Annotated in this window: 20 protein-coding genes and 1 pseudogene; 19 read left to right on the top strand and 2 right to left on the bottom strand. The window is 28.7% G+C overall.

The genetic code is table 11. The features are described from left to right. Window positions 1-149 precede the first annotated feature (149 nt). The 13 genes and pseudogenes from BLS77_RS06480 to BLS77_RS06425 form a co-directional block, all read left to right on the top strand. The gene (locus BLS77_RS06480) at window positions 150-2732 is read left to right on the top strand and encodes a RyR domain-containing protein (RefSeq protein ID WP_089967124.1); all 2583 of its coding nucleotides are present in this window, start codon (window positions 150-152) and stop codon (window positions 2730-2732) included. A 244-nt stretch (window positions 2733-2976) separates the two neighbouring features. After that, window positions 2977-3606 (top strand): nitroreductase family protein, encoded by a 630-nt coding sequence (locus BLS77_RS06475; RefSeq protein WP_089967122.1) that lies wholly within the window; start codon window positions 2977-2979, stop codon window positions 3604-3606. 50 nt (window positions 3607-3656) lie between these two features. Continuing rightward, a complete protein-coding gene (locus BLS77_RS06470; protein WP_089967120.1) occupies window positions 3657-4259 on the top strand; it encodes an FMN-dependent NADH-azoreductase in 603 nt (200 codons plus the stop codon). A gap of 298 nt (window positions 4260-4557) precedes the next feature. Next, window positions 4558-4746 (top strand): DUF3990 domain-containing protein, encoded by a 189-nt coding sequence (locus BLS77_RS06465; protein WP_089967118.1) that lies wholly within the window; start codon window positions 4558-4560, stop codon window positions 4744-4746. Window positions 4747-4999: 253 nt separating this feature from the next. Next, window positions 5000-5176, top strand: coding sequence for a hypothetical protein (locus BLS77_RS19815; protein ID WP_175490794.1), 177 nt, complete (start codon window positions 5000-5002; stop codon window positions 5174-5176). Between the two features lie 73 nt (window positions 5177-5249). Further along, entirely contained in the window at window positions 5250-5735 is a 486-nt protein-coding gene (locus BLS77_RS20855; RefSeq protein ID WP_089967116.1) for a hypothetical protein, read from the top strand. A 575-nt stretch (window positions 5736-6310) separates the two neighbouring features. After that, window positions 6311-6793, top strand: a complete 483-nt coding sequence (locus tag BLS77_RS20850) for an integrase core domain-containing protein (RefSeq protein ID WP_242873947.1) — start codon at window positions 6311-6313, stop codon at window positions 6791-6793. 721 nt (window positions 6794-7514) lie between these two features. After that, window positions 7515-8000, top strand: coding sequence for a GmrSD restriction endonuclease domain-containing protein (locus BLS77_RS06450; RefSeq protein ID WP_089967112.1), 486 nt, complete (start codon window positions 7515-7517; stop codon window positions 7998-8000). A gap of 168 nt (window positions 8001-8168) precedes the next feature. Next, entirely contained in the window at window positions 8169-8468 is a 300-nt protein-coding gene (locus tag BLS77_RS06445) for a (2Fe-2S)-binding protein (RefSeq protein ID WP_089967110.1), read from the top strand. A 478-nt stretch (window positions 8469-8946) separates the two neighbouring features. Beyond that, window positions 8947-9642, top strand: coding sequence for a response regulator transcription factor (locus BLS77_RS06440; RefSeq protein ID WP_089967108.1), 696 nt, complete (start codon window positions 8947-8949; stop codon window positions 9640-9642). Between the two features lie 106 nt (window positions 9643-9748). Further along, window positions 9749-11062 carry a sensor histidine kinase gene (locus BLS77_RS06435; RefSeq protein WP_175490793.1) on the top strand — a complete coding sequence of 438 codons (1314 nt, stop codon included), beginning with the start codon at window positions 9749-9751 and terminating at the stop codon, window positions 11060-11062. A gap of 149 nt (window positions 11063-11211) precedes the next feature. Further along, window positions 11212-12336, top strand: coding sequence for a hypothetical protein (locus BLS77_RS06430; RefSeq protein WP_089967104.1), 1125 nt, complete (start codon window positions 11212-11214; stop codon window positions 12334-12336). Between the two features lie 147 nt (window positions 12337-12483). Then, window positions 12484-12825, top strand: a pseudogene (locus tag BLS77_RS06425) (transposase); the annotation flags it as partial. A gap of 103 nt (window positions 12826-12928) precedes the next feature. On the opposite strand, the gene BLS77_RS06420 reads toward BLS77_RS06425, so the two are convergent. Continuing rightward, on the bottom strand, window positions 12929-13312 hold the full coding sequence (locus tag BLS77_RS06420) for a DUF4277 domain-containing protein (protein WP_089967102.1): 384 nt from the start codon (window positions 13310-13312) through the stop codon (window positions 12929-12931). A 640-nt stretch (window positions 13313-13952) separates the two neighbouring features. Between BLS77_RS06420 and BLS77_RS06415 the strand changes: the two genes are divergently transcribed. The 6 genes from BLS77_RS06415 to BLS77_RS06390 all read left to right on the top strand — a co-directional run bounded on the left by BLS77_RS06415 (window position 13953) and on the right by BLS77_RS06390 (window position 21327). Next, window positions 13953-14759 carry an endonuclease I family protein gene (locus BLS77_RS06415; RefSeq protein WP_242873946.1) on the top strand — a complete coding sequence of 269 codons (807 nt, stop codon included), beginning with the start codon at window positions 13953-13955 and terminating at the stop codon, window positions 14757-14759. A gap of 589 nt (window positions 14760-15348) precedes the next feature. Next, on the top strand, window positions 15349-16449 hold the full coding sequence (locus tag BLS77_RS06410; protein ID WP_089967100.1) for a PQQ-dependent sugar dehydrogenase: 1101 nt from the start codon (window positions 15349-15351) through the stop codon (window positions 16447-16449). Between the two features lie 367 nt (window positions 16450-16816). Next, window positions 16817-17584 carry an ABC transporter ATP-binding protein gene (locus tag BLS77_RS06405; protein WP_089967098.1) on the top strand — a complete coding sequence of 256 codons (768 nt, stop codon included), beginning with the start codon at window positions 16817-16819 and terminating at the stop codon, window positions 17582-17584. Continuing rightward, complete coding sequence (locus BLS77_RS06400) at window positions 17574-19562, top strand: FtsX-like permease family protein (protein ID WP_089967096.1); 1989 nt, start codon at window positions 17574-17576, stop codon at window positions 19560-19562. The genes BLS77_RS06405 and BLS77_RS06400 overlap by 11 nt, the downstream gene beginning before the upstream one ends. 77 nt (window positions 19563-19639) lie before the next feature. Beyond that, the gene (locus BLS77_RS06395; RefSeq protein ID WP_089967094.1) at window positions 19640-20311 is read left to right on the top strand and encodes a response regulator transcription factor; all 672 of its coding nucleotides are present in this window, start codon (window positions 19640-19642) and stop codon (window positions 20309-20311) included. After that, on the top strand, window positions 20308-21327 hold the full coding sequence (locus BLS77_RS06390; protein ID WP_089967092.1) for an ATP-binding protein: 1020 nt from the start codon (window positions 20308-20310) through the stop codon (window positions 21325-21327). The genes BLS77_RS06395 and BLS77_RS06390 overlap by 4 nt, the downstream gene beginning before the upstream one ends. Before the next feature lie 220 nt (window positions 21328-21547). Here the strand turns inward: BLS77_RS06390 and BLS77_RS06385 are convergent, their stop codons facing one another. Then, window positions 21548-22252 (bottom strand): DUF421 domain-containing protein, encoded by a 705-nt coding sequence (locus BLS77_RS06385; protein ID WP_089967090.1) that lies wholly within the window; start codon window positions 22250-22252, stop codon window positions 21548-21550. Window positions 22253-22557: the final 305 nt, after the last annotated feature.

Genomic DNA, 22557 nt, shown 5'->3' with positions numbered 1-22557 from the left:
ATAAATTTAATTTATTTGAAGATATAATTGTTACTTTAAAATTGTTACTAAGAATACTTTCCTAGTGTTTTGGTCAATATGCTCAAAATACTTCTTTTCAGAATTAACTGAGATAAAACAAAAATTATTTACTAAAAGAGGTTAGAATAATGGAAAATAAAAATTTAAAAATCGTAGTATCTGGAGATGTGTGTATAAATGTTTTATTATGGAGAACTTACCATCAGTGCACTGAAGGATTGAGTTGGCATCAGTATCCTGAAGTCCATAAGAATTATAAAATTGGAGGAGCATTACTATTATCAAAACTTATATCTTTATCTACAGGTATTCATATATTATCACCACAAATACAAAATACCGATGTTTTATTACAAGAAGATATTCTTACTTCTACTGCAGAATTAGAGTTATTAGCAAAAACTAATGATGAAAGGGATGATGATAAAACTTATCGTGTAAAGGACTTTTTAGGATTTACTGGGCCAACTTCAGGTATTCCAAAACTATTTCCTATTATAGACGATGATGAAAATGCTGATATTGTTGTATTAGATGATGAAGATAATGGTTTTAACTCAAACAAAGAATTTTGGCCATTAGCTATAAAGACACCTGGAAAATCTCCAATAGTTATATACAAAATAAATAACCCAAATAGCTCTACTGAACTTTGGAAGCACCTAGAAAGATTCTATATTGAAAATACGATAGTAGTTATAAATGGAGATGATTTGCGTTCAAAAGGAGTTAACATTAGTAAAGGGCTTTCATGGGAAAAAACGGCACTGGACTTTGTTTGGCAAATTAATAATAACCCTGATCTATCTTTTCTTGCAAACTGTCGTCATCTTATAGTACCTTTTGGTCTAGAAGGTGCTATTTACTATAGAAATGAAGGAGTAGCAAAATCTGAATTATATTTTTTAACATATGAACTTGAAGGTGATTTCATTAAAGAGACTCAAGGTAAAATGTATGGACTTACTTCTTGTTTTGTTGCTGGTCTTACACGTAATATTATGTTAGGAATCCATAACAAAGAGGAATTGAATAAGGCAATAGGTGAAGGTATTCGAGAAGGTATTGTTGCTGCACAAAAGTATTTTATTTATGGTTTTGACGAAAAAGTAGATAAGGATGATTTCCCTAACCCAAAAGCATTTATTGAAGGCGAAAATGACTTTATTTACAAGGAGCATATACAAGATGTAGTAATACGAAATTCGAATAATCCTAATTGCCAAACTTGTTGGTATATCATTAAAGATAAAAGTTCTACAAATTTAGCAGAAATAGCCTATGATATCGTGAAAAACGGAGATAAAAGTGCATTGAAATTTATACCGATAGCACAGTTTGGAAACTTAAAAGCTGTTGATAGAGCTGAAATTGAAGCATATAGAAGTATTAAAAATCTTTTGGTAGAGTATGTTTCTGGTAAAAATACGAATCGTCCATTATCTATTGCTGTATTTGGAACACCGGGTTCCGGTAAATCTTTCGGTGTATCAGAAGTTGCTAGTAGTATTGCTCCCAAATTAATTGAAAAATTGAACTTCAATTTATCTCAGTTTCAAACTAACTTAGATTTAATTGTTGCTTTTCATAAGATAAGAGATGTTTCTTTGCAAGGTAAAGTACCACTTATATTTTTTGATGAGTTTGATTCTAACTTTGATGGGAAACTTGGATGGTTAAAATATTTTTTAGCACCTATGCAGGATGGAATATTTAGAGAAGGAGATTCAGTCCATCCCATAGGAAAAGCTATCTTTGTATTTGCCGGTGGAACAAGCAGTACTTATAAAGAATTCTGTGGAGAAGATATTACAGATGAAAATGAGCATAAAAAGTTTATAAAAGAATTTCAAAGTGCTAAGGGGCCAGATTTTATAAGTCGTTTAAGAGGTTATGTGAATATTTTAGGCCCTAATCAAATAGATGAAAAATGGGATCAACTATTTATAATCCGAAGAGCAATGCTGCTACGTTCATTGCTAGAGCGCAAAACACCTCATCTGATAAATGAAAGAGGTGGAGCACAAATAGATAATGGTGTATTACGAGCATTACTTAAAGTTTCAAGATATAAACATGAATCAAGATCCATGGAAGCAATATTAGAAATGAGCAGGTTATCTAGCGCAAAAAAATGGGAACAGTCTCATTTACCTTCAAAAAATCAGTTAAAGCTACATGTAGATGAAGAGCAATTTTACCACCAATTAATGAGGGATACATTTTTCAGTGAGAAGCTTGAAAAGCTTTCTAAGGATATACATTATAAGAATTTAAGATTTCATGTAGATACTCATAAGCAGAATTTGGATTGTTTAAAATCTTGGCAAGATCTTAGTGAAGAACATAAAAACTCTATTCGCGATCAGGTAAAGCATATTCCTAGAGCTTTACAAAGAGTGAATTATGAGGTTACCTCTGTTAATCAAAAACCTGAAGCTGTTAAATTTACAGAAAGAGAATTAAATATTTTAGCAGAATATGAGCATAAACGTTGGTCACTTGAAAAAAAGGAAGCAGGTTGGAAACATGGTAATAATATAGATGTAAAGAAAAAAACACATCCATCGCTTTTACCTTGGGATAGGTTACCTATTGATAGCAAAAATGTAAGAATAGAAGATATAAAAGCTTGGCCAGAGATATTGGCAGATTCAAATTTTAGCATAGAACGACTAAAATTTTTATGTTATTGTGAAACGCAACTTTAAATTTTCTTCTGATAGAGATTTGTATAATAAATGAATAGATAACAAAATCGACTGAAATTATAAATTATAAATTATAATAAGGCTTATGTCATGACATTCTTATATTCTGTATTAAATATTATAAACAATTTTATTTTTGAATAATTATTTGATAACTGTAAATAGTAAAGTTGTTATAACAGTATAATAAGAATTGTTTTATGATGGATAAATGTGTTAATTTGAGAAGGGAGGGATTTTATAAATGGAGTTAGTTAATTTAATACAAGAAAGAAGATCTGCAAACAATTTTATTGAAGGAATAGAGATACCAAGGTTTGAATTTGATGAGATATTTAGATTAGTTACCCTTACACCATCCTGTTATAATCTTCAACATGCTAATTATCTAGTTATAGATGATGCAGAGAAGAAAGAGCAGCTGATGGAAGTAGCATTTAAGCAGTATAAGATTCATACAGCATCTGCTGCTGTTTTGGTTTTGGGAAGCAAAGAAGCAAATAAGGATGCAAACAAGATTTATGAGGGAATGCTTTCGCTAGGAATCTTAAATCAAACAGAATATAACGGAATACTGCAAATAATCAATAGCTTATATGAAGGTAGAGAGGAAGAGTTTAAAGTTCAAGAGGCTATTAGAAATGCCTCTCTATCAGCAATGATGTTTATGCTTATTGCTAAGGATAGAGGGTGGGATACATGTCCTATGATAGGCTTTGAGCCTGAAGCTGTAAAAAAGTTATTTAATGTACCAGATAAATTTGAACCGGTTTTATTGATTACTATAGGTAAGGAAGATAAAACGAATAGAAGATTGCGAGGATATAGAAAACCAATACAGGAATTTGTAAACTATAATGGTTTTAATAAATAAACATTGATAACATTATAAAAATTAATAAATATAAAGTGAGGTTAATTAATATGAGCAAAGTATTGTATATTAAAGCAAATGCTAAAAAGGAAGGAGTATCAAGAACTTTTAGAATTTCTGATAGCTTTATTGAAAAATATAAAGAGTTAAATCCCAATGACGAAATAATAACTTTGGACTTATATAAGGAAGGAATAGGATTTTTAACAGAGGAAGGAATTAATCTTCATAGACCTAATCCAGGAGAAGGAAAAGATCATCCAATTCTAAAATATGCCTATCAATTTGCAGAAGCAGATAAATATATAATTGCAGCTCCATTTTGGAATTTAAGCTTCCCGGCAATATTAAAGGCATATATAGATTATATATGTGTTACAGGAATTACATTCAAATATACAGCACAGGGACCAGTTGGATTATGCCAAGGCAAAAAGGCAGTTCATATTGTTGGAAGAGGTGGTGGATATTCAGAAGGAGCAGCTGCAGGATATGAAATGGGAGATAGATATTTAAGAACAATCGTTGGATTCTTAGGAATAACTGATTTTACTACAATAGCAGCAAATAAATTAGATGTTATTGGTGAAGATGCAGAGGCGATTGTTCAAGTTGCAATTAATGAAGCTCAAGATAAGGCGAAAACTTTCTAGATATAAGACATGTAGATAGGAGAATAATATTCTTATTCTTTAATTTTAGCAGCTAATTTCCATTGCACATCAAATTTATCTTATGTAATTAGTATAAGATGCAGGTATTTGGAAATTTAAAAATATGGTGGATTTCGCCCGCAGCGATTCACCTCCACCAGTCAAATTCACGACAATCTAGAGATAGATTGGACGTGGATTTTTTTATGTGTTTAATTAAATAAAAGATTGGATGAAATTTATAATAATAATTCGTATACGTTTTTATATGGAGGTGTCATAATAATGGAAATATATCATGGCTGATGATACTGTATGGGATTATGTGCAAGATTATTTTTTAGGAGATATTTCTAGAAATGCATTTTGGCAATTGGCGAAGTTTAAGTATCCTACACATCAAATTAGATTTCATACACTTAAAGCATTGTCTTGCCCAAAGTTTGAGAGGCGTGAATTATTGAAGGGTCAAAGAAGAAAAAAATGATTTAATATATGTGTATAGTATTATTTAATATATTGCAAGAGTTACAAAAAATAAAGTATCTGATATTGTAAAAATGATTGGTAAAGCGGAGATTGATAGACCGTTTTATTTAGCTATCGGAAAAGATTGCGTACGAATACGTCTTTAGGGAAGATGTTTTTTTGCCTGATAGAATAGATATTTGACCACATGGAACTGAGGTATTGATTTTTGATTCTAATTAAACTATTGTTAGGGAAAAGGAGGGGATGGATTGAAAGTCACTGTTAAGAAACAGGGAGAATGTGAAGAGGATGAAGTGGTTATTTATTGTTCAGTAGAGAATGGAAAAATAAAGAAGATAAAAGGGTTTGTTGAAAATATGGATTCTAAGCTTTGGGTTATATCAAATGAAGAAAAGATTATGGTATATCCAGATGAAGTTCCCTAGATGGTAAGATAGTTGTCGTAGGAGATAAATCATGTTATTCTCAAATTAGATAAAAGTAAGGGAGATATTACCTATGGCAAAAGATAATAGAGCTAATAATAAGTATACAAAAGAAGAAAAAGAAAAATTAATAGCAAGAATGTTACCACCAGAACAAATATCAACAAGAAACCTTTCAATAGAAACTGGTAGTAGCCAATCTACATTAGCTACTCGCGGTTCAACAAGTAAACCTAAACGAAATAAATCTTCTAAAGATAAATTTATGGTTGTTATGGAAACTTACACACTAGCCGAAATAGAACTTTCAAAATACTGTCGTGAAAATGGATTATATGTTGAAGAAGTTAAGGCTTGGCGCTCTAGCTGCATAGCAGCAAATGACGGTGTTAGGATTAATAGTTTAGACCTAAGTGATGAATTAAAAGAAGAAAAAAAGAAATCAAAAGAACTAGCTAGAGATTTAATATATAAAGAAAAAGCATTAGCTGAAACAGTAGCTCTATTGGTACTCAAAAAAAAGTTAGGTGCGATTTTCGGGGACAACGAGGAAGATTAATCAGCATAGAGAATCGCAAAAAAATTATAAGTCTGATAGAAGAAGCAAATAACCATGGTGCAAGGCTAATTCCCGCTTGTGATGTAGTTGGTATTAGTAAACGAACATTTGAAAGGTGGCGTCTTGGAGATACTATAAATGAAGATAAAAGAAAAAACTGCATAAGACCAGAACCCAAGAATAAACTTTCTAAAGAAGAAAGACAAAGTGTTTTAAATATAGTAAGTATACCAGAATATGCAGATTTACCACAAACACAAATAGTTCCATCCCTAGCTGATAGGGGTCAATATATAGCTTCAGAATCAACGTTCTATAGAATACTTAGGGAAGAAAATATGCAACATCATCGTAGGCATACAAAACCGTCTGAAAGAGTACATATACCAACTACACATATAGCGGATGGTCCAAATCAAGTGTGGACATGGGATATTACCTGGCTAAATACATATACAAGAGGAATGTACTTTAAATTATATACAATAATTGATATTTATAGCTGAAAGATTGTAGGTTGGGAAGTTTGGACAGAAGAGACAGGTGAGCTAGCTGCTGACTTAGTAGAAAGGGCTATGCTTACGGAAAATACTAAAGGAAAACCACTAGTACTTCATTCAGATAATGGAGCACCGATGAAATCTTATACTCTTAAAGCAAAACTAGAAGGTTTAGGCGTATTATCATCATATTCAAGACCTAGAGTTAGTAATGATAATGCTTTTTCAGAGTCTCATTTTAAAACTATGAAATATAGACAGAGCTATCCACAGGATGGATTTTATTCAATTGAAGAAGCTAGAGAATGGGTACTATCATTCGTTAACTGGTATAACAATGAGCACTATCATAGTGCTCTAAAATTTATGACACCAAGTAGTATGCACAATGGAGAGACTGAAAAGATAATGTCTAATAGGAAGAAATTATATGAAGCAGCACAAAAACTTAATCCATTAAGGTTCCAAAAAGGAACAAGAAATTGGAATCCACCAGAAATTGTATCATTAAATCCAACTGATGAAGTTAAAGAAAAAATAATAGATAAGGCCATCTAATAAAAAAATACTTTAAATTTTAATGGTCACTATTTACGAATTCACTTCAATAATATTGAAAAGTTTAAATTTAATCCCAATAAGCGCAAGTAAAACTTTTTTTAATAATAATACGTCAACTCACTTGATAGTTACCGTATTTAGATATATTAAATTATGATGAGAGTAACGATGATGTAAAATATAGATTTAAATTTATGAAAGAGGATAAATCAGAAGTTAATATGATTAAGGTAAAAGACATAATAGAATCTAATGATAAGCCAATGAGCATTAGTAGAGGGATTATAAAAAAATAAAGGATGCTAAAATTAACCTTGATGAAAAGAAAGAGGAAGAAATAATAGATATAGTAGATCAACTTATAGATGTTGTATGTACACAGGAAATAATAGCATATCAAGAGCTAGACAGTGTAGATAATACTGATATTTACAAGGAAAATGATATTGTAGAAATATTTATAAGGGCAAACTCTGGAGGAACTATACTTGAGAAAAGTGATTTATTATTTGCGCTTTTAACAATAAGTGTAGATGATATAGAGGAAAAGCTTGATGAGTTAATAACGGAACTAAATTCTGTAGGATATAGATTTAATAGAGATTTAATAGAGATTTAATACTTAAAATATGCTTAACATTAATAGGTGCTGGAGCAAAATATGATGTAGAGAAATTTAGAAAAACTGAAAATATTGAAAATATAAATAACAATTGGAATGAATTTCAAAGAGCTAAATGATTTGTTTAGGAATAAAAATAAATCACCAGAAATAACAGAAGCTAATATTTTAGCAGCTGGATATAGCCCTGAAACATCAAATCGGAAATTATATTTATTATTTAATATATGGTACGAACAATTCAATTTTAGGCCAAGCTTTAAGGAGAATGAACCGAATATAGATCATATATTTCCACAATCAGCCTTGAAAAAAGTAAAGGTTAAAGGTGATAAGGGAAGATCTGTACAAAAATATAAGGTGCCTGAAATTAATCAAATAGGAAACTGCATGCTCTTAACATTAAATGAAAATCAAGGTGCAGGCAAAAGTGACATTTTACCTAAAGATTGGTTTGCTACTAAAAGTAAAGAATACTTAGAAATGCATTTAATACCACAGGATAAAAACTTATGGGAAATTGATAATTATGAAGAATTCATAAAAGAAAGAAATAAACTAATAGTAAATAAAGTAAATTAAGTTGACTTTATTTGAATTATATTGTACTATAAAGTATATAGTCAACTATATTGACTATAATGGTTATTATAAAATAAAATAAATTAATATTAGTTAACTAAATATATAATTTAAAAAGCTTATTTATAAAATATTAATAAATAAATTTAAATATTAGGAGGAGTATATATGACATTAGAAATGAGTAAATACTTACAAGTTAGAAAGGCACAAGTAGAGGGAGCTAGAACTATTGAAGAGCTTAAAGAATTATCTGATATAGTTATTGAAAATGAAGAGGAACTTAAGGACGTAGAAGCTCTTATAAAAACTGCATGCAGATGTAAAAATGTATCAATAGATACAATTGTAGAAGCAGTAAAAGGTGGAGCTGATACTGTTGAAAAAGTTGGAGAAGTTACTAATGCAGGCACAGGTTGTGGAAGATGTAAAAGTATTATATCAAATATAATAGAAAATAAAAGATAATTAGTTTACAATTTCATTATAGCTATAACTAAATGATAGACATCTATATAGATGTCTATCATTTTTTAATTTAAAATAAAAGGCTAATCATAGTTTTAGTAGTGTAAAAAATTATATAATAAATTTGAAAATAATAGCAACGCCTTTGCCACTTTGTAAACTAAAGGTGGGCGTAAGATCCATCAGGTACAACGAATTTCTAAGTACAAGCAATGACATAGTAGAGTAAATGAAATTATAGCACTTTCAAATATTTATAATAAGGAAAAAATAGAAAATGAAATTAGTAATATTAAAACCTTTGAGGGAAGGATACCGGCATTTAAAAGGTTAGCTATTATATATGAGAAAAGAAAGGATTATGAAAAAGCAGCAGAGGTTTGCAATTCTATTTAAAAACATTAATAAAATTATAATAATTAGAAAACTAGTAAAAAAGTAACAAAAAATATATAATGGTAATAAAAGAGGTGATACTTTGAGAGAAAATATATTGATAATTGAAGATGATGAAGATATAAGCCAGATATTAATGTTTTCATTAACTAAAGAAGGGTATACAGTTAAGATAAATAATAATGGATTAAGAGTAGAAGATGATATACAAACTTTTAAGCCAGATTTAATATTGCTAGATATTATGTTAGGTGATAGAGATGGATTTTCTATTTGCAAAGAAATTTCAAAATATAAGATACCTATAATTATGCTTACGGCAAGAGTTGATATTATAGATAAGATTCTTGGTCTTGAATTAGGCGCAGATGATTATATTACAAAACCTTTTGATATTAGGGAAGTAATAACAAGAATTAGAGTAGCTTTAAGGAGAAAAAAAGAAATTGTTAATGAAGGTAATACTAAAGAAAGTATTTCTAACGGCAAAATTAGCATTTCTGAAGGCAGTAGAATTGTAGAATTTAATGGCGAAGAAATAAAACTTAAACCAAAGGAATTTGATCTTTTATTATTTTTAACAAAAAATAAAAATAGAGTTTACTCAAGAAATGATTTATTAAATTTAGTTTTGGGATATGATTTTATTGGATATACAAGGACTATAGATGTACATATAACAAGATTACGTCAAAAGTTAAAAAAGGAAGTTAACATAGAAACAGTTTTCGGAGTGGGGTATATGTTAAAGGAAAGTAATGTTAACAATAAGACGTAAATATGGAGTAGTATTATCCCTAATTTTCATTGTATTCATAATTATATCCAATATAATATTAACCAAATTTTTTTATAAGAATTTTAAAGAGTATATTACAAATGATATGAAGAAAAACTATGAGGTTTCACTTAGCAGCTTAAATGATTATTTAGCCATTAATAATATTAATAAAAATGAAATGACAGTAAGTGATTTAAATAATAATGTAATTAACTTTATTTTAAATAGAGCTTATTGCCAAGGCGCTTTATATGACTTAAATGGTAAGTTATTATTAAAAGGAGCAATTAATGAAAAAGAAATAGATCTAAATATATATGGGATATCAGAAGAAACTTTAAATATAGTTAAAGATAATAAGGCTATTATAGATATTGAAAGAAGACCTAATAGTATTATTGGAAAAGTAAGTCATTTAATATATGGTAAAAATAATCAGGCTATAGGAGTTATAATGTTAACCAATAGTTATGAAAAGGACTATATAAGAAATAAAAATATCAATGAGTTAGTTAATTATATTTTTACTGGACTTTTCTTAATTATATTAATTTCTATATATTTTTTATCATCAAAGATAGTTAATCCTTTAATACTTCTTAAGAATAAAGTTTCAGAAGTAGGAAAAGGTAGTTATCCTTCAAAAATTAATATTACTTCAAATGATGAAGTAGGAGTTTTAGTAGACTCTTTTAATTTAATGAGTGAAAAGTTGAAAATGAAGGATGAACAAGAAAAAAATATATTTAGAAATATAACTCATGAATTAAAATCACCAATTACTAGTATTTCAGGATATGCACAAATATTAAGTGAGGATAACTTTCAGGATGAGGAGTTTAAAGTTATTGCTATAAAAAGAATTATTTTTGAGTGTAAAAGAATGAATGAGTTAGTAGGTACACTTTTAGATATTTCAAAGCAAATAAGTGATTTGGAAGATTATTCCTATGCAAATGTTAATTTGAAATTTATTTTAAATGATATAGTCCAAGCTAAGTTAATAAGTATAAAGGAAAAATCATTAGAAATAATTAATGAAACTAATGATATTAGTGTAAAGGGCAATAAACAATATTTATATATATTAGTGAATAACTTAGTAGAAAACGCAGTAAAGTATTCAAATAATAATAGTAAAATAGTGATTAAATTAAAAAATATTAATGAACATACAATTTTTTCAATTTCATCACAAGGAAAGGTTATTCCAATTGAGAAAAAGGAAAGTATATTTGAACCCTTTGTTAAGGGTGATGGTACTAGTGAAAATAAGAAAAATTCTCATGGATTAGGTTTGTATATTTGTAAAAATATTGTAGAAGCGCATAATGCTACAATAGAAGTAGAGGTAGATGGAACTAAATCGAAATTCATTGTCAAATTTACAAATGTTAACATTTTGGAAACATCTTAATATTATTAGAGCAACAACTAATTATTATACTAAGTATATAAAGTGATTGGAGGAGTTAATATGAAAAAAAATATTTAGTATTATTAATTGTTATAGTAACAACAATAATACCAATTGGATGTTCAAAGGGAAACAGTGGAAATGTAGTATTGGGAACAGAAGAAATTATTATTGATGACAATACAAAAGACAAAAAAAATGGGGGTTTTCAAATTAAAATGGTTGCAGAAACAGAAGCCATAGATCCAGGAACTATTTATTGGATGCTTGGTGTAAAGGAAAATGTTATTCAACTTATTTATCAATATCCAGGGGATGCTATTAGTGAAGTAAGAGTTGGTAAATTAGATAGCAATAATAAAGTAAATTGGACTAGTAAAAATCTTGATGGGAAAATATATACAGACAACTCTTATTATGGACTGTACTCAACTAAGATAAAAAACGATAATAAAGTATACAATGTTAATACGGATGGGGAATTAGAGGAATTAGCTGGATATACTAAATTAATTAAAGAACAAGGTAATGTACTGGACACTCATAGTTCCTATAGAAATGGAACTATAGATGTAGCAGACTTTGGAAGTAGGGAAGATCCAAAATCAGCGGTAATAGATATCCCAAATGAAAAATATTATGTTATTCCAAATGAATTAATAGCTAATGATAGAGATGGGGATTTAAGACAAATATTAGGAATAGATGGCGATAGAATTTATGTTAACTATGAGTACATAGAAGGAGATAAGTTCGATATGTCTAAAAAAAGTACTACAAAAAATACTATAGGATATATTGAAAACAATAAATTCACTAAGATATTATCAGAAGATGATGGTATTAAAATTGATACTAGGGGAGAAATGCTTTGTGAAAATGGTAGAATACTATTTTCAGGCTTAGCAGAAGGTAAAAATGGAATTTGGAATTATGATATAGATAACAAGAAGCTTACAAAAATTGTAGATGTAGATAGTGAGACATTCTTTGAATTTCATATCAATGAAAATAAAGATAAAGTTGTTATAAGTAGTTTGAAATATTCCATGGAAAAGGATGGAAAACAAAATAATACTTTAAATATTGCAGATATTAATGATAAGTTAGAAATTACAAATATAACCAACATAGTTACTAATACAGAGGAAAGACATCATAAAGCATTTGTAGGCTTTGAAAATGGTGGAAAAACATTTTATGTAAGATCAAGTATAGCTGATGAAAGTTATAATGCAACAAATAAGTTAGAGGTTTATAATATAGTAGAATAAAAGTAATTAGGTAGAAATATTTACAAAACTATAATAGTGCATTTTTACTTGAATAAAGCCTTGTAAAGAATTTTGTGTAAACTGAATAAAATGAACTCCTTCTTGTCAATAATTGAGATAATAAATTATTACAAGAAGGAGTTTTTTATGCCAAATATGTCGAAAGAATTATTAAGAGAATATATTAAGGAGCGAAATTTTACTAACCCGAATGATCTTTTAATGGCTTTAAAAGATATGTTTAGAGATGTATTGCAAGAATCGTTAGAAGCTGAAATGGATGAAACATTGGGGGATGGTAAATATAATTCAACCGAAAGGATTAATGATAATAGTAGAAATGGATATTCAAAGAAAACTGTAAAATCAGAGTTAGGACCAGTTTAAATTAGCATTCCAAGAGATAGAAATAGAGAATTTGAACCTAAAATAATTCCAAAACATCAAAGAGCAATTAATGGAATAGAAGATAAAACACTATCTTTATACTTACCTTTCCACCTTAAATTAGTGACCTTTGCTAATTCCTACTAATCGTGATATATCAGTCGGTTTAGTGCTTTCCTCAAATTTTTGAAGTACATAATTAGAGCTATACATCAAGATTAAATGCTTTTATAACATTTATTGTTTGAGCACTAAATAGATTTTTTACTTTTGCATTAAAAATAGCCTTAAGTGTATAGGTTATTCTATCGTTAGTAAAGTATTCTCCTTTTATTTCTGGGATTAAAAGCTTTAAGTAACTTGTATCAGCTACCCATTGTTCAACTTTGTACATACAATGAGGGCGACATATTAAAAATAATATAACAATAAATGCTGTTTGCCCATGGCTTAAACGTCTAGTATTACTTCTTAACGGCTCAACTATTGTATCTATAGCATTTATAAAATTCATTTTCATCAAATATTCTGCAACCATAGGTAATACCCCTATTTTTTCTGTATATATTTTTTCTATATCTGTACTCATAGTACCACTCTTTTCTTTTTCTATTTTTGTCAGATATAGTTTGCTCTATTATTATTGATTTTATCTATATATCTATAGCTTTAGAGATATATCCTTTGGTCTATTTTTAAACATCGAAAACTAAGTTATAGTAGATAAGATATAGAGGTATAAATTTGAAAACTATTTGCACTTAGAGTAGTTACGGAGAACCATATCATAAGTAACGGAGGTTTTTACTAAAATTGGATAGTGAAACAGGGGTTAGGTGCGCTTCACCTCTACCAGTCAAATCCACATTCAATCTAGAGATAGATTGGACGTGGATTTTTTATGTGAGTTTCATGTATTGGTTGCAAAAAAATAGAGGGCAGGTATTCTTAAAGGAATAGATTGAGTAAGAATACGTATTTAGGGAAGGTGTTTTTTGCCTGATAGAATGGCTATTTGACCACATGGAACTGAGATGTTGATTTTTTAATTTAGCTAATGATTTTTATAAGAATGTATAAAGTGTTACTTATAGTTAGAAATATTAATAGTAAGTAAAATATTAATTGTAAACGTTGTCTTTTTAATTCTTGTATGGTATAATTTGGATATTCTAAGCGCTTAGAATATATTTTAACTATTAGTAAATATTTTTTGGGGGGGGATAATCTTGGAAAATAAAAAGTTTAAAAGTAAAAGGTTTATGCTTATTTTAGTTGTAATTTTATCTATTCTTATACCACCGGCAACGTATGCTGCAACAGGAACCGGATCAAGCACAACTTCCTACGATAATACCTATTATGCAGAAGCGATAGGAAAGACAGGAACAACTTTAAAATCAACACTTCATAATATAATTGATGATAATACAAAATTATCATACAGTGCTGTTTGGAATGCATTGATGGATACAGATGAAGACCCTAATAACTCAAACAATGTAATATTATTATATACAGGCCGTTCACAAGGAAAAAGTACAAAAGGATCAGGTGTGAATAATTGGAATAGAGAGCATGTGTGGGCAAAGTCACATGGTGATTTTGGAACTAAAGCAGGTCCAGGAACAGATATACATCACTTAAGACCTACGGATGTATCTGTAAATAGTACAAGAGGGAATTTAGATTTTGATAATGGTGGAGTTGCAGACCGTGAAGCTACTTTATGTAAATATGATAGTGATTCATGGGAGCCAAGAGATAGTGTAAAAGGTGATGTAGCTAGAATGCTATTCTACATGGCTGTAAGATATGAAGGTGATAGTGGGGAAATAGATTTAGAATTGAACAATAAAGTTAATAATGGATCTGCCCCATACTTTGGAAAGTTAAGCACATTGCTTCAATGGAATGCCCAAGATCCTGTTGATGACTTTGAAAGAAACAGAAATGATATAATATACAATAAATATCAGCACAACAGGAATCCTTTTATTGATCATCCAGAATGGGCAAGACAAATTTGGGGTTAAAACCAGAAAGAGTTCTAAAAAGTTATTTATTTATCATTTAAAGTATTGAGGTAATTATATATATAAACAAGCATGATAAGCTACTACTGCAATAATCAGTGGTAGCTTTTTCGATATAAAGAACAGGAAAAATTTTAGCATTATATATATTATCCATTAATGAAGAGGCATGTAGAAGTTAACCTAAAATTTATTCTATTTAATATAGAGTTACCATAACATTTAATAATGGACTATACGGGCATTGTGAAATAAATTTAGAAAGTGAAAATAGGATATAGAAGTAAATGTATAATCTTGATAATTAACTTCAGCAGAAGAAGCTTCACTTATACAAATGCAAAACCTAATTTGGTTATTGATAATTTAGAGGATAAAGAATTTTTAAACAAATTTATTTATTAGTTTGATAGAGATTAAATAAAGTTCAAATTTAATTTCTTATTTTTATTAGGATTTATTGACTAAGATGGTACTGTTATCCTAATAAATGAATAGTATGGAAATTAGAAAAATAATAAAATTAATAATTTAAAGTTACAATTTTTTTATTAAATTGTACATTCATTTAAGTTTGGAGGGCGACTGTATGAACAAAATGGTTTATAATTTTCTTGTTAATAGAGTATTTAATAGTCGTGATGCAGTTAATGTAAAAGAAAAAACAATTGCATCAAGACAATTTCCTTACGAAATTAAAGTTATAGCTGAAAACTTATATGTACCTTGGGCTATTGCCATAAGCGATGAGGGGAAACTATATGTTACGGAGAGGTCTGGATCGATTAGAATTATTGAAGATGGTAAACTTCTTCCACAGCCGCTAATCACATTTCCTGCACCTTTTGTAAGTCAAGGGGAAGGTGGTTTAATGGGTATTGTCCTTGATCCAAATTATTCAGAAAATCATTATATGTATGTTATGCATTCATACTTGGAAGGCGGCAGAGCTTATAATCGCGTTGTCAGATTAGTTGAAAACAATAATAGGGCATCAATTGACAGAGTTCTTCTGGATAAAATCCCAGGTGGACAAATTCACAACGGAGGAAGGATAAAGATAGGACCTGATAAGAGATTATATATAACAACGGGAGATGCAGGGAATCCTGCATTGGCACAAGATCCCACAAGTACAGCTGGAAAAATACTGCGAATAGAATTAGATGGCAGGGTTCCGCAAGATAATCCAATTATCAATTCGCCTGTTTATAGCTTAGGTCATAGAAATCCCCAAGGGTTAGCGTGGAATTCAAAAAATGTCTTGTATGCATCAGAGCATGGACAATCAGCCCATGATGAGATAAACATAATAAAACAAGGAGCTAATTATGGATGGCCTATGGTTCAAGGTAGTGAAGATTCCACGGAAGTTATAATACAAAAGCCATTAATACACAGCGGAGAAGATACATGGGCGCCCTCTGGTATTGCCTTCGTAAATCAAGGTCCGTGGGAAGGGAAATTACTTGTTGCAAATTTGCGTGGACAGCAACTACTGGCTATATCCTTTAATGGAAATGGAATGATAGTGAAGAATGTAGAGTCCTGGTTTAAGAATCAGTATGGACGCTTGCGGGAGGTTATTCAGGATAAAGATGGTTCGATTTACCTGACAACAAGTAATAGGGATGGCAGAGGGAATCCTGATATAGCTGATGATAAAATTATTCGGATCACTCCAAAATAAAGTAATATTTAGATAACTCAAGAGATACTTACAAACCTCATGTTTATTTATGATAAAGAATTAGGAATAACAGATTTGTTAAGACAAGTAAAAATCTATCCAGTTAAAAAATCATAATTAAAGATACCTAGTTTCCTATGGAGCATTTCTATCAAGAACTGCATAAAAATTAAAAACTCTCGGCTAATTAATTAGTCGAGGTTTTTTTGTTGGTATTTAAATAATTAAATTTATATTAACATAACGAAAATGTAATGTTAATGAAATATAGTTAAATTGATACAAAAAATAGAATGATATAAAATAAGTTGCATGAGATGACGTTATAAAGTACTAGTTTAAATAAAGAAAAAGGGGAGAGTTAGAAATGAAAAGCATATTAAGTGTAGAAAGAATTGAAAAGTATTATGGTAATAAAGATAATGTAACAAAGGCTATAGATAATATCAGTTTTAAGGTAGATGAAGGGGAGTTCCTTGGGATAATGGGACCTTCTGGAAGTGGTAAAACTACATTACTTAACTGTATATCAACTATTGATAATGTTACCACAGGTAAAATAGAAATAAATAATAAGGATATTACTAGGTTAAAATCAAAAGAGTTAGATAAGTTTAGACAAAATGAGTTAGGTTTCATATTCCAAGATTTTAACTTATTAGATACTCTTACAGCTTATGAGAATATTGCTTTAGCATTAACAATAAAAGGTGAGAAGAGTTCAGAAATAGATGGTCAAATAAGAGCAGTATCAAAGTATTTAGAAATTGAAGAAGTATTAGAAAAATATCCCTGCCAAATGTCAGGCGGAGAAAAGCAAAGGGTTGGATCGGCAAGAGCAATAGTAACTAATCCATCTTTAGTACTTGCTGATGAACCAACAGGGGCATTAGATTCAAAATCAGCTAGATTATTACTTGAAAGATTTGAAAGTCTAAACAAGGAGTTAAACACTACAATACTTATGGTTACTCATGATCCCTTTACGGCAAGCTATGCTCATAGAATACTTTTTATTAAAGATGGAAAAATCTTTAGTGAGTTAGTAAGAGGAAATGATACAAGAAAAGAATTCTTTAATAAAATTATAGAAGTTATATCTCTTCTTGGAGGTGATGATAACAATGTATTTTAAGATAGCAGCGGTGAATATAAAAAAGAGTTATAAGGATTATACTATATATTTCTTAACACTAATATTAGCTGTTTGTATATTTTATAGCTTTAACTCAATAGATTCACAAAAGGCTCTTGCTGAAATAAACTCTTTAGATGCAGAATATATATCTAGATTAATTGACTTCATGTCTGGAGTCTCATTACTTGTATCTATAATATTAGGCGGTTTAATATTATATGCAAATAATTTTCTAATAAAAAAACGTAAAAAAGAATTAGGAATATATATGATTTTAGGTATGGGAAAAAGAAAAATATCTAGAATTTTAGTAACAGAAACATCTATAGTGGGAGCTATATCTTTAGTTGCTGGTCTTATATTAGGAATTGGAGTATCACAGGGATTATCTACTTTTACCTTAAAGTTATTTGATGTTGGAATGGATGAATATAGATTTGCTGTTTCAACAAGTGCTATAGGGAAGACTATATTGTACTTTGGAATAATGTTTTTACTTGTTATGATATTTAATGTATTTGTTATTTCTAAATATAATATAATTGATTTATTAACAGCAGGTAGAAAAGGCGAAAATATAAAATTTAAAAGTCCATTTATATATTTATTGTCATTTATTTTATGTGTAATATCACTTGGCTTTGCATATAAATCCATACTAGAGATAGGTCTAGATTTAAGAGAACCTATGTTTAAATTATCAATTGCTGTTGCAATAATATGTACAATAGTATTCTTCTTTAGTTTATCTGGATTTATATTATATGTAGTAAATAAGAATAAAAAAGTTTATTTTAAAGGGCTAAACATATTTGTATTAAAACAAATAAATAGTAAAGTTAATACAAATTTCTTATCAATGGCTTTAATCTCTATAATGCTATTCATCACAATAGTGGTATTATCTATAGGCATAAGCTTTAAAAAAGATTCAGAAGCAGGACTCGAAAAAACAACACCCTTTGATGCTAGTATAATATTATCTGCTAATGATGAAAACAAAAATATAGAAGATATACTTAATAAAATTGATTTTAAAATAAGTGGAAATGAAACATATGCAACTTACAATGAATATGTTGTAGGAATAAAACTGAAGGACTTATTTACAACTGAAGATGAAACTTTGGAAGGTTGGGGGGGCACCTTTATAAAGATATCTGATTATAACAAAATCTTGGAATTGAAGGGTGAAAAAGAGATAAATTTAAATAAGGATGAGGTTTTACTTTTATCAAATTATAACAAGTTAGTTGAGCCAATTAATGAAAAATTAAAAATTAGCAATGAAGTTAATATTAAAGGAAAAGAATACTTGGTGAAAAATGATAAGGCTATAGAAGAAAATCTTCAAACTTCCTCTAGCGCGAATACTTATTGCACAATTGTTATAAATGATAAGTTTTTATCTGATTATAAAATTTATAAATCAGTACTTAATATAATGTATTCTGATAATAATAGGGAAGAAAACAATAAAAAATACGAGGAAATTAATGAAAATTCAATTAATGGCAAGCATAAAATCTTAAACGTTAAAGATATAGATGCTTATTCAAAGGATGGTGTTTATTCTCGATATAAGGGAGCCTCAACTACAATACTGTTTATCGGAATATATTTAGGCATCGTATTTTTAATAACTAGTATGGCTGTATTAGCTCTTCAACAATTATCAGAAGCCAGTGATAGCATAGAAAGATATAAAGCTTTAAAGAGACTTGGTGCAAACAAAAAAATGATAGACAAAACAATTTTTATTCAAACCTTGATATATTTTAGTCTTCCAGTTATTCTTGCATTAATTCACTCTGTAGTTGGAATTGTAGTAGTTAATGACTATATAAGTAATTTTAATCCAATAGATATTAGATCTTCAGCTTTAATAACAGCTTTAATATTTATTATAGTTTATATAGGATATTTCTATACAACCTATTCAGGGTACAAAAATATAGTAAAAAATAATATTTAACCTTATAATAATTATTAGGGCTATTATTTCCAAAAGTTTAATAGCCCTAAATTTCGTATAGGGAGGTAAATTTAATAATGCAAAAAATTATTATTATTGAAGACGATGAAGTTATAAGAGAAGAATTACAAAGTTTTTTGAAAAAGTATGGATATGAAGTAAAAGCGCCTATAGATTTTAATAATATAATAAAATATATTGAGAATGCGAATGCAAACCTTATATTACTAGATATAAATCTTCCTGTTTTTGATGGTTATTATATATGTAGAGAAATACGTAAAACCTCAGAGGTTCCAATTATAATAGTTACAAGTCGAGATAGTGATGTAGATGAATTAATAAGTATGAATTTAGGTGCAGATGATTTTATAACAAAGCCTTATAATACAGAGATATTATTAGCAAGAATAACTAATATATTAAAAAGAACATATGGAAACTTAAAAACTAATAATATATTAAATTATAGAGATTTTAATTTAAACCTCTCAAATGCAACGGTTATTTATAAAAATAAATCCTTAGAGCTAACTAAAAATGAGGTTAAGATTCTTTCTTACTTGATAGATAATAAGGGGAATATAGTAAAAAGAGATTCACTTATGGAATACTTGTGGAAATCAGATTATTTTGTAGATGATAGCACTTTAAATGTTAATATTAATAGATTAAGAAAGAAGCTTGAAGAAATAGGTATAGAAAATCCAATAGAAACAAGAAGAGGACTAGGGTATATAATGCCATGAGTATAGGTGAATTTTTAAAAGATAAAATATTGATAATATTATGGAATATACTAATGTTTATTGTATTAGCAGCTATACTGCTTGTTATTAATGTTAAATGCATTATAATTTCTTTTGTTTTTTGTATTTGGGTTTTACCATTAGCTTCATATATGGCTTATGAATTTATAAAATATAAAAATTATTATGATGAAATTAATAGTATATTAGAAAAATTGGACAAGAAATATTTACTTCCAGAGATGATAAGGGAAGCAACCTTTATCGAAGGAGAAAAACTTAATTATATACTTAAAGAAATAAGTAGAGATATGCATGAGCACGTAAAATATTATAAAGATATGCAATCAGATTATAGAGAATACATAGAGACTTGGGTTCATGAAATCAAAACACCAATAGCATCTACAAAGTTAATAATTGCAAATAATCAAAATGAAATAACTAATAAAATAGATTTTCAGATGGATAAAATTGAGGGATTTATAGAGCAAGCGCTTTATTATTCTCGAAGTAATAATGTTAGTAAAGACTATATTATGAAACAAATTAACCTTGATAATGTAGTAAGAAAGGTAGTCAAAAGAAATTATAGAGATTTTATTTATAAAAAAATAAAAGTAGATATAAAAGATATTAATGAAGTTGTATATAGTGATGGAAAATGGATTGGATTTATTATTAATCAGATAATAGGAAACTCTATAAAGTATTCAAGTAGTAAAGAGCCAATGATAAGTATATATTCAGTTAAGGAAGATAATTCAGTAATGTTAATTATAGAGGACAATGGAGTAGGCATAGTAGATAAAGATATAAATAGAGTCTTTGAAAAAGGTTTTACTGGCGAGAATGGAAGAAGATTTAGTAAAAGTACAGGAATGGGATTGTATCTATGCGAAAAGCTGTGTTCACAATTAGGATTGAAAATTAAAATTAACTCTGAGGAAAATAAAGGAACTAAAGTTACAATAGTATTTCCTTTGTCAGATATGGTAACTTTTATAGATAATTAAGGATATATTATTGAGATTTATAAGTAACACTATAAATGTTAGTAGTACTAGTAAAAATATCACCTCCTTTACAAAGAAAGGTGAATGATACCAGTAGCTCACATTTAACCATAAGATTGTACTTTGGAATTATACTATAATAAGTAAATGAGGTTTTTTCAAAACAAAGAGGCTTAAACTAATCTGTATATATAAATGGAGATGTTTAGGCCTCAAGGGATTACCTATATAAAAAAACTCTTAGATTACCTTTCTTATCAAGGGTGGCAAGTAGAACGTTTTTTATCTCAGTTTGATATAAACTTTCTAAACTGGAAGCAACCCAGACTTCATCCCTATGAATTTGGTTTAGTTCCTTAAGATTAATTTTACCTTCCTTAATAATGGTCCTTGGCAAATCAAAAGGTTCTGTTTCCAGTTGCAAGGATGAAGGAGTAATAGGTTCGTATTTTGGATGTAAAAAGACAGAAATTTTTCCATCAGCTTCCCAAATTGCTAATGCTACCTTTTTCACATCCTCTACTTTTTCTTCACGCAATTCTTCTAATAACACATCAATTGATATTCTTGCTTTTTTTAATCCTTTATAAAGGATTTCTCCGTCCTGAACAATTGTGATTGGTGAACTATTAATAAGTCTTCTTAAAAATGGAAATTTAAGAAGGCTGAATATGCCACCAAGATATAGAACAACTAATACACTTGTTGAAATGATGGATCCTTTTAACCCAAGGTTTTCGTCAGACAACGGATGGGCAATAATATTTCCAATTACTAAAGAAATAACAAAATCAAGGATTCTTAATTGGGAGATGGTACGCTGTCCTAAGAGTTTTGCAACAGTTAGCAAAAAGAAAAAAGCAATAATGGCACGAAGAATCCACTCAATGGTGGTAAGTGTTTCTTGGCCTTGTAAAAAATCCATATAAGATACCTCCTTTATCCAAAAAATTTAATGCTGATGTTATTCTAACCAATAATCAATGAAATAATAGATGTTTATGGTGATAAAATTTTATTTAGACATGTTACAGTGAACAGTATTACAAATCAATGATAAAAGTAGAATTAATCATTGATATTAATTCGTTAAGTTTACTTTTAAAAGTAAAGAACATTATTATAAGTAAAGAGATGGATTTAGTTGTATACTACAAATTTATCAGTGAAATAATGGTTACTAGAAAATGAAAATGAAAATATAATATAAAGAATAGGGAGTCGGGAATT

The organism is Clostridium gasigenes, assembly GCF_900104115.1.
Classification (GTDB): Bacteria; Bacillota; Clostridia; order Clostridiales; family Clostridiaceae; genus Clostridium; species Clostridium gasigenes.
This window is presented reverse-complemented; position numbering and strand designations above follow the sequence as displayed.

Bases quoted from the DNA above. Each gene is read 5' to 3' on its own strand.
- BLS77_RS06410 (WP_089967100.1), top strand. From the start codon at position 15,349: ATGAACAAAATGGTTTATAATTTTCTTGTTAATAGAGTATTTAATAGT.
- BLS77_RS20855 (WP_089967116.1), top strand. From the start codon at position 5,250: ATGGCAAAAGATAATAGAGCTAATAATAAGTATACAAAAGAAGAAAAA.
- BLS77_RS06480 (WP_089967124.1), top strand. From the start codon at position 150: ATGGAAAATAAAAATTTAAAAATCGTAGTATCTGGAGATGTGTGTATA.
- BLS77_RS06470 (WP_089967120.1), top strand. From the start codon at position 3,657: ATGAGCAAAGTATTGTATATTAAAGCAAATGCTAAAAAGGAAGGAGTA.
- BLS77_RS06445 (WP_089967110.1), top strand. From the start codon at position 8,169: ATGACATTAGAAATGAGTAAATACTTACAAGTTAGAAAGGCACAAGTA.
- BLS77_RS06435 (WP_175490793.1), top strand. From the start codon at position 9,749: ATGAAGAAAAACTATGAGGTTTCACTTAGCAGCTTAAATGATTATTTA.
- BLS77_RS06390 (WP_089967092.1), top strand. From the start codon at position 20,308: ATGAGTATAGGTGAATTTTTAAAAGATAAAATATTGATAATATTATGG.
- BLS77_RS06400 (WP_089967096.1), top strand. From the start codon at position 17,574: ATGTATTTTAAGATAGCAGCGGTGAATATAAAAAAGAGTTATAAGGAT.
- BLS77_RS06465 (WP_089967118.1), top strand. From the start codon at position 4,558: ATGGCTGATGATACTGTATGGGATTATGTGCAAGATTATTTTTTAGGA.
- BLS77_RS06475 (WP_089967122.1), top strand. From the start codon at position 2,977: ATGGAGTTAGTTAATTTAATACAAGAAAGAAGATCTGCAAACAATTTT.
- BLS77_RS06420 (WP_089967102.1), bottom strand. From the start codon at position 13,312: ATGAGTACAGATATAGAAAAAATATATACAGAAAAAATAGGGGTATTA.
- BLS77_RS06405 (WP_089967098.1), top strand. From the start codon at position 16,817: ATGAAAAGCATATTAAGTGTAGAAAGAATTGAAAAGTATTATGGTAAT.
- BLS77_RS20850 (WP_242873947.1), top strand. From the start codon at position 6,311: ATGCTTACGGAAAATACTAAAGGAAAACCACTAGTACTTCATTCAGAT.
- BLS77_RS06385 (WP_089967090.1), bottom strand. From the start codon at position 22,252: ATGGATTTTTTACAAGGCCAAGAAACACTTACCACCATTGAGTGGATT.
- BLS77_RS06450 (WP_089967112.1), top strand. From the start codon at position 7,515: ATGAATTTCAAAGAGCTAAATGATTTGTTTAGGAATAAAAATAAATCA.
- BLS77_RS06395 (WP_089967094.1), top strand. From the start codon at position 19,640: ATGCAAAAAATTATTATTATTGAAGACGATGAAGTTATAAGAGAAGAA.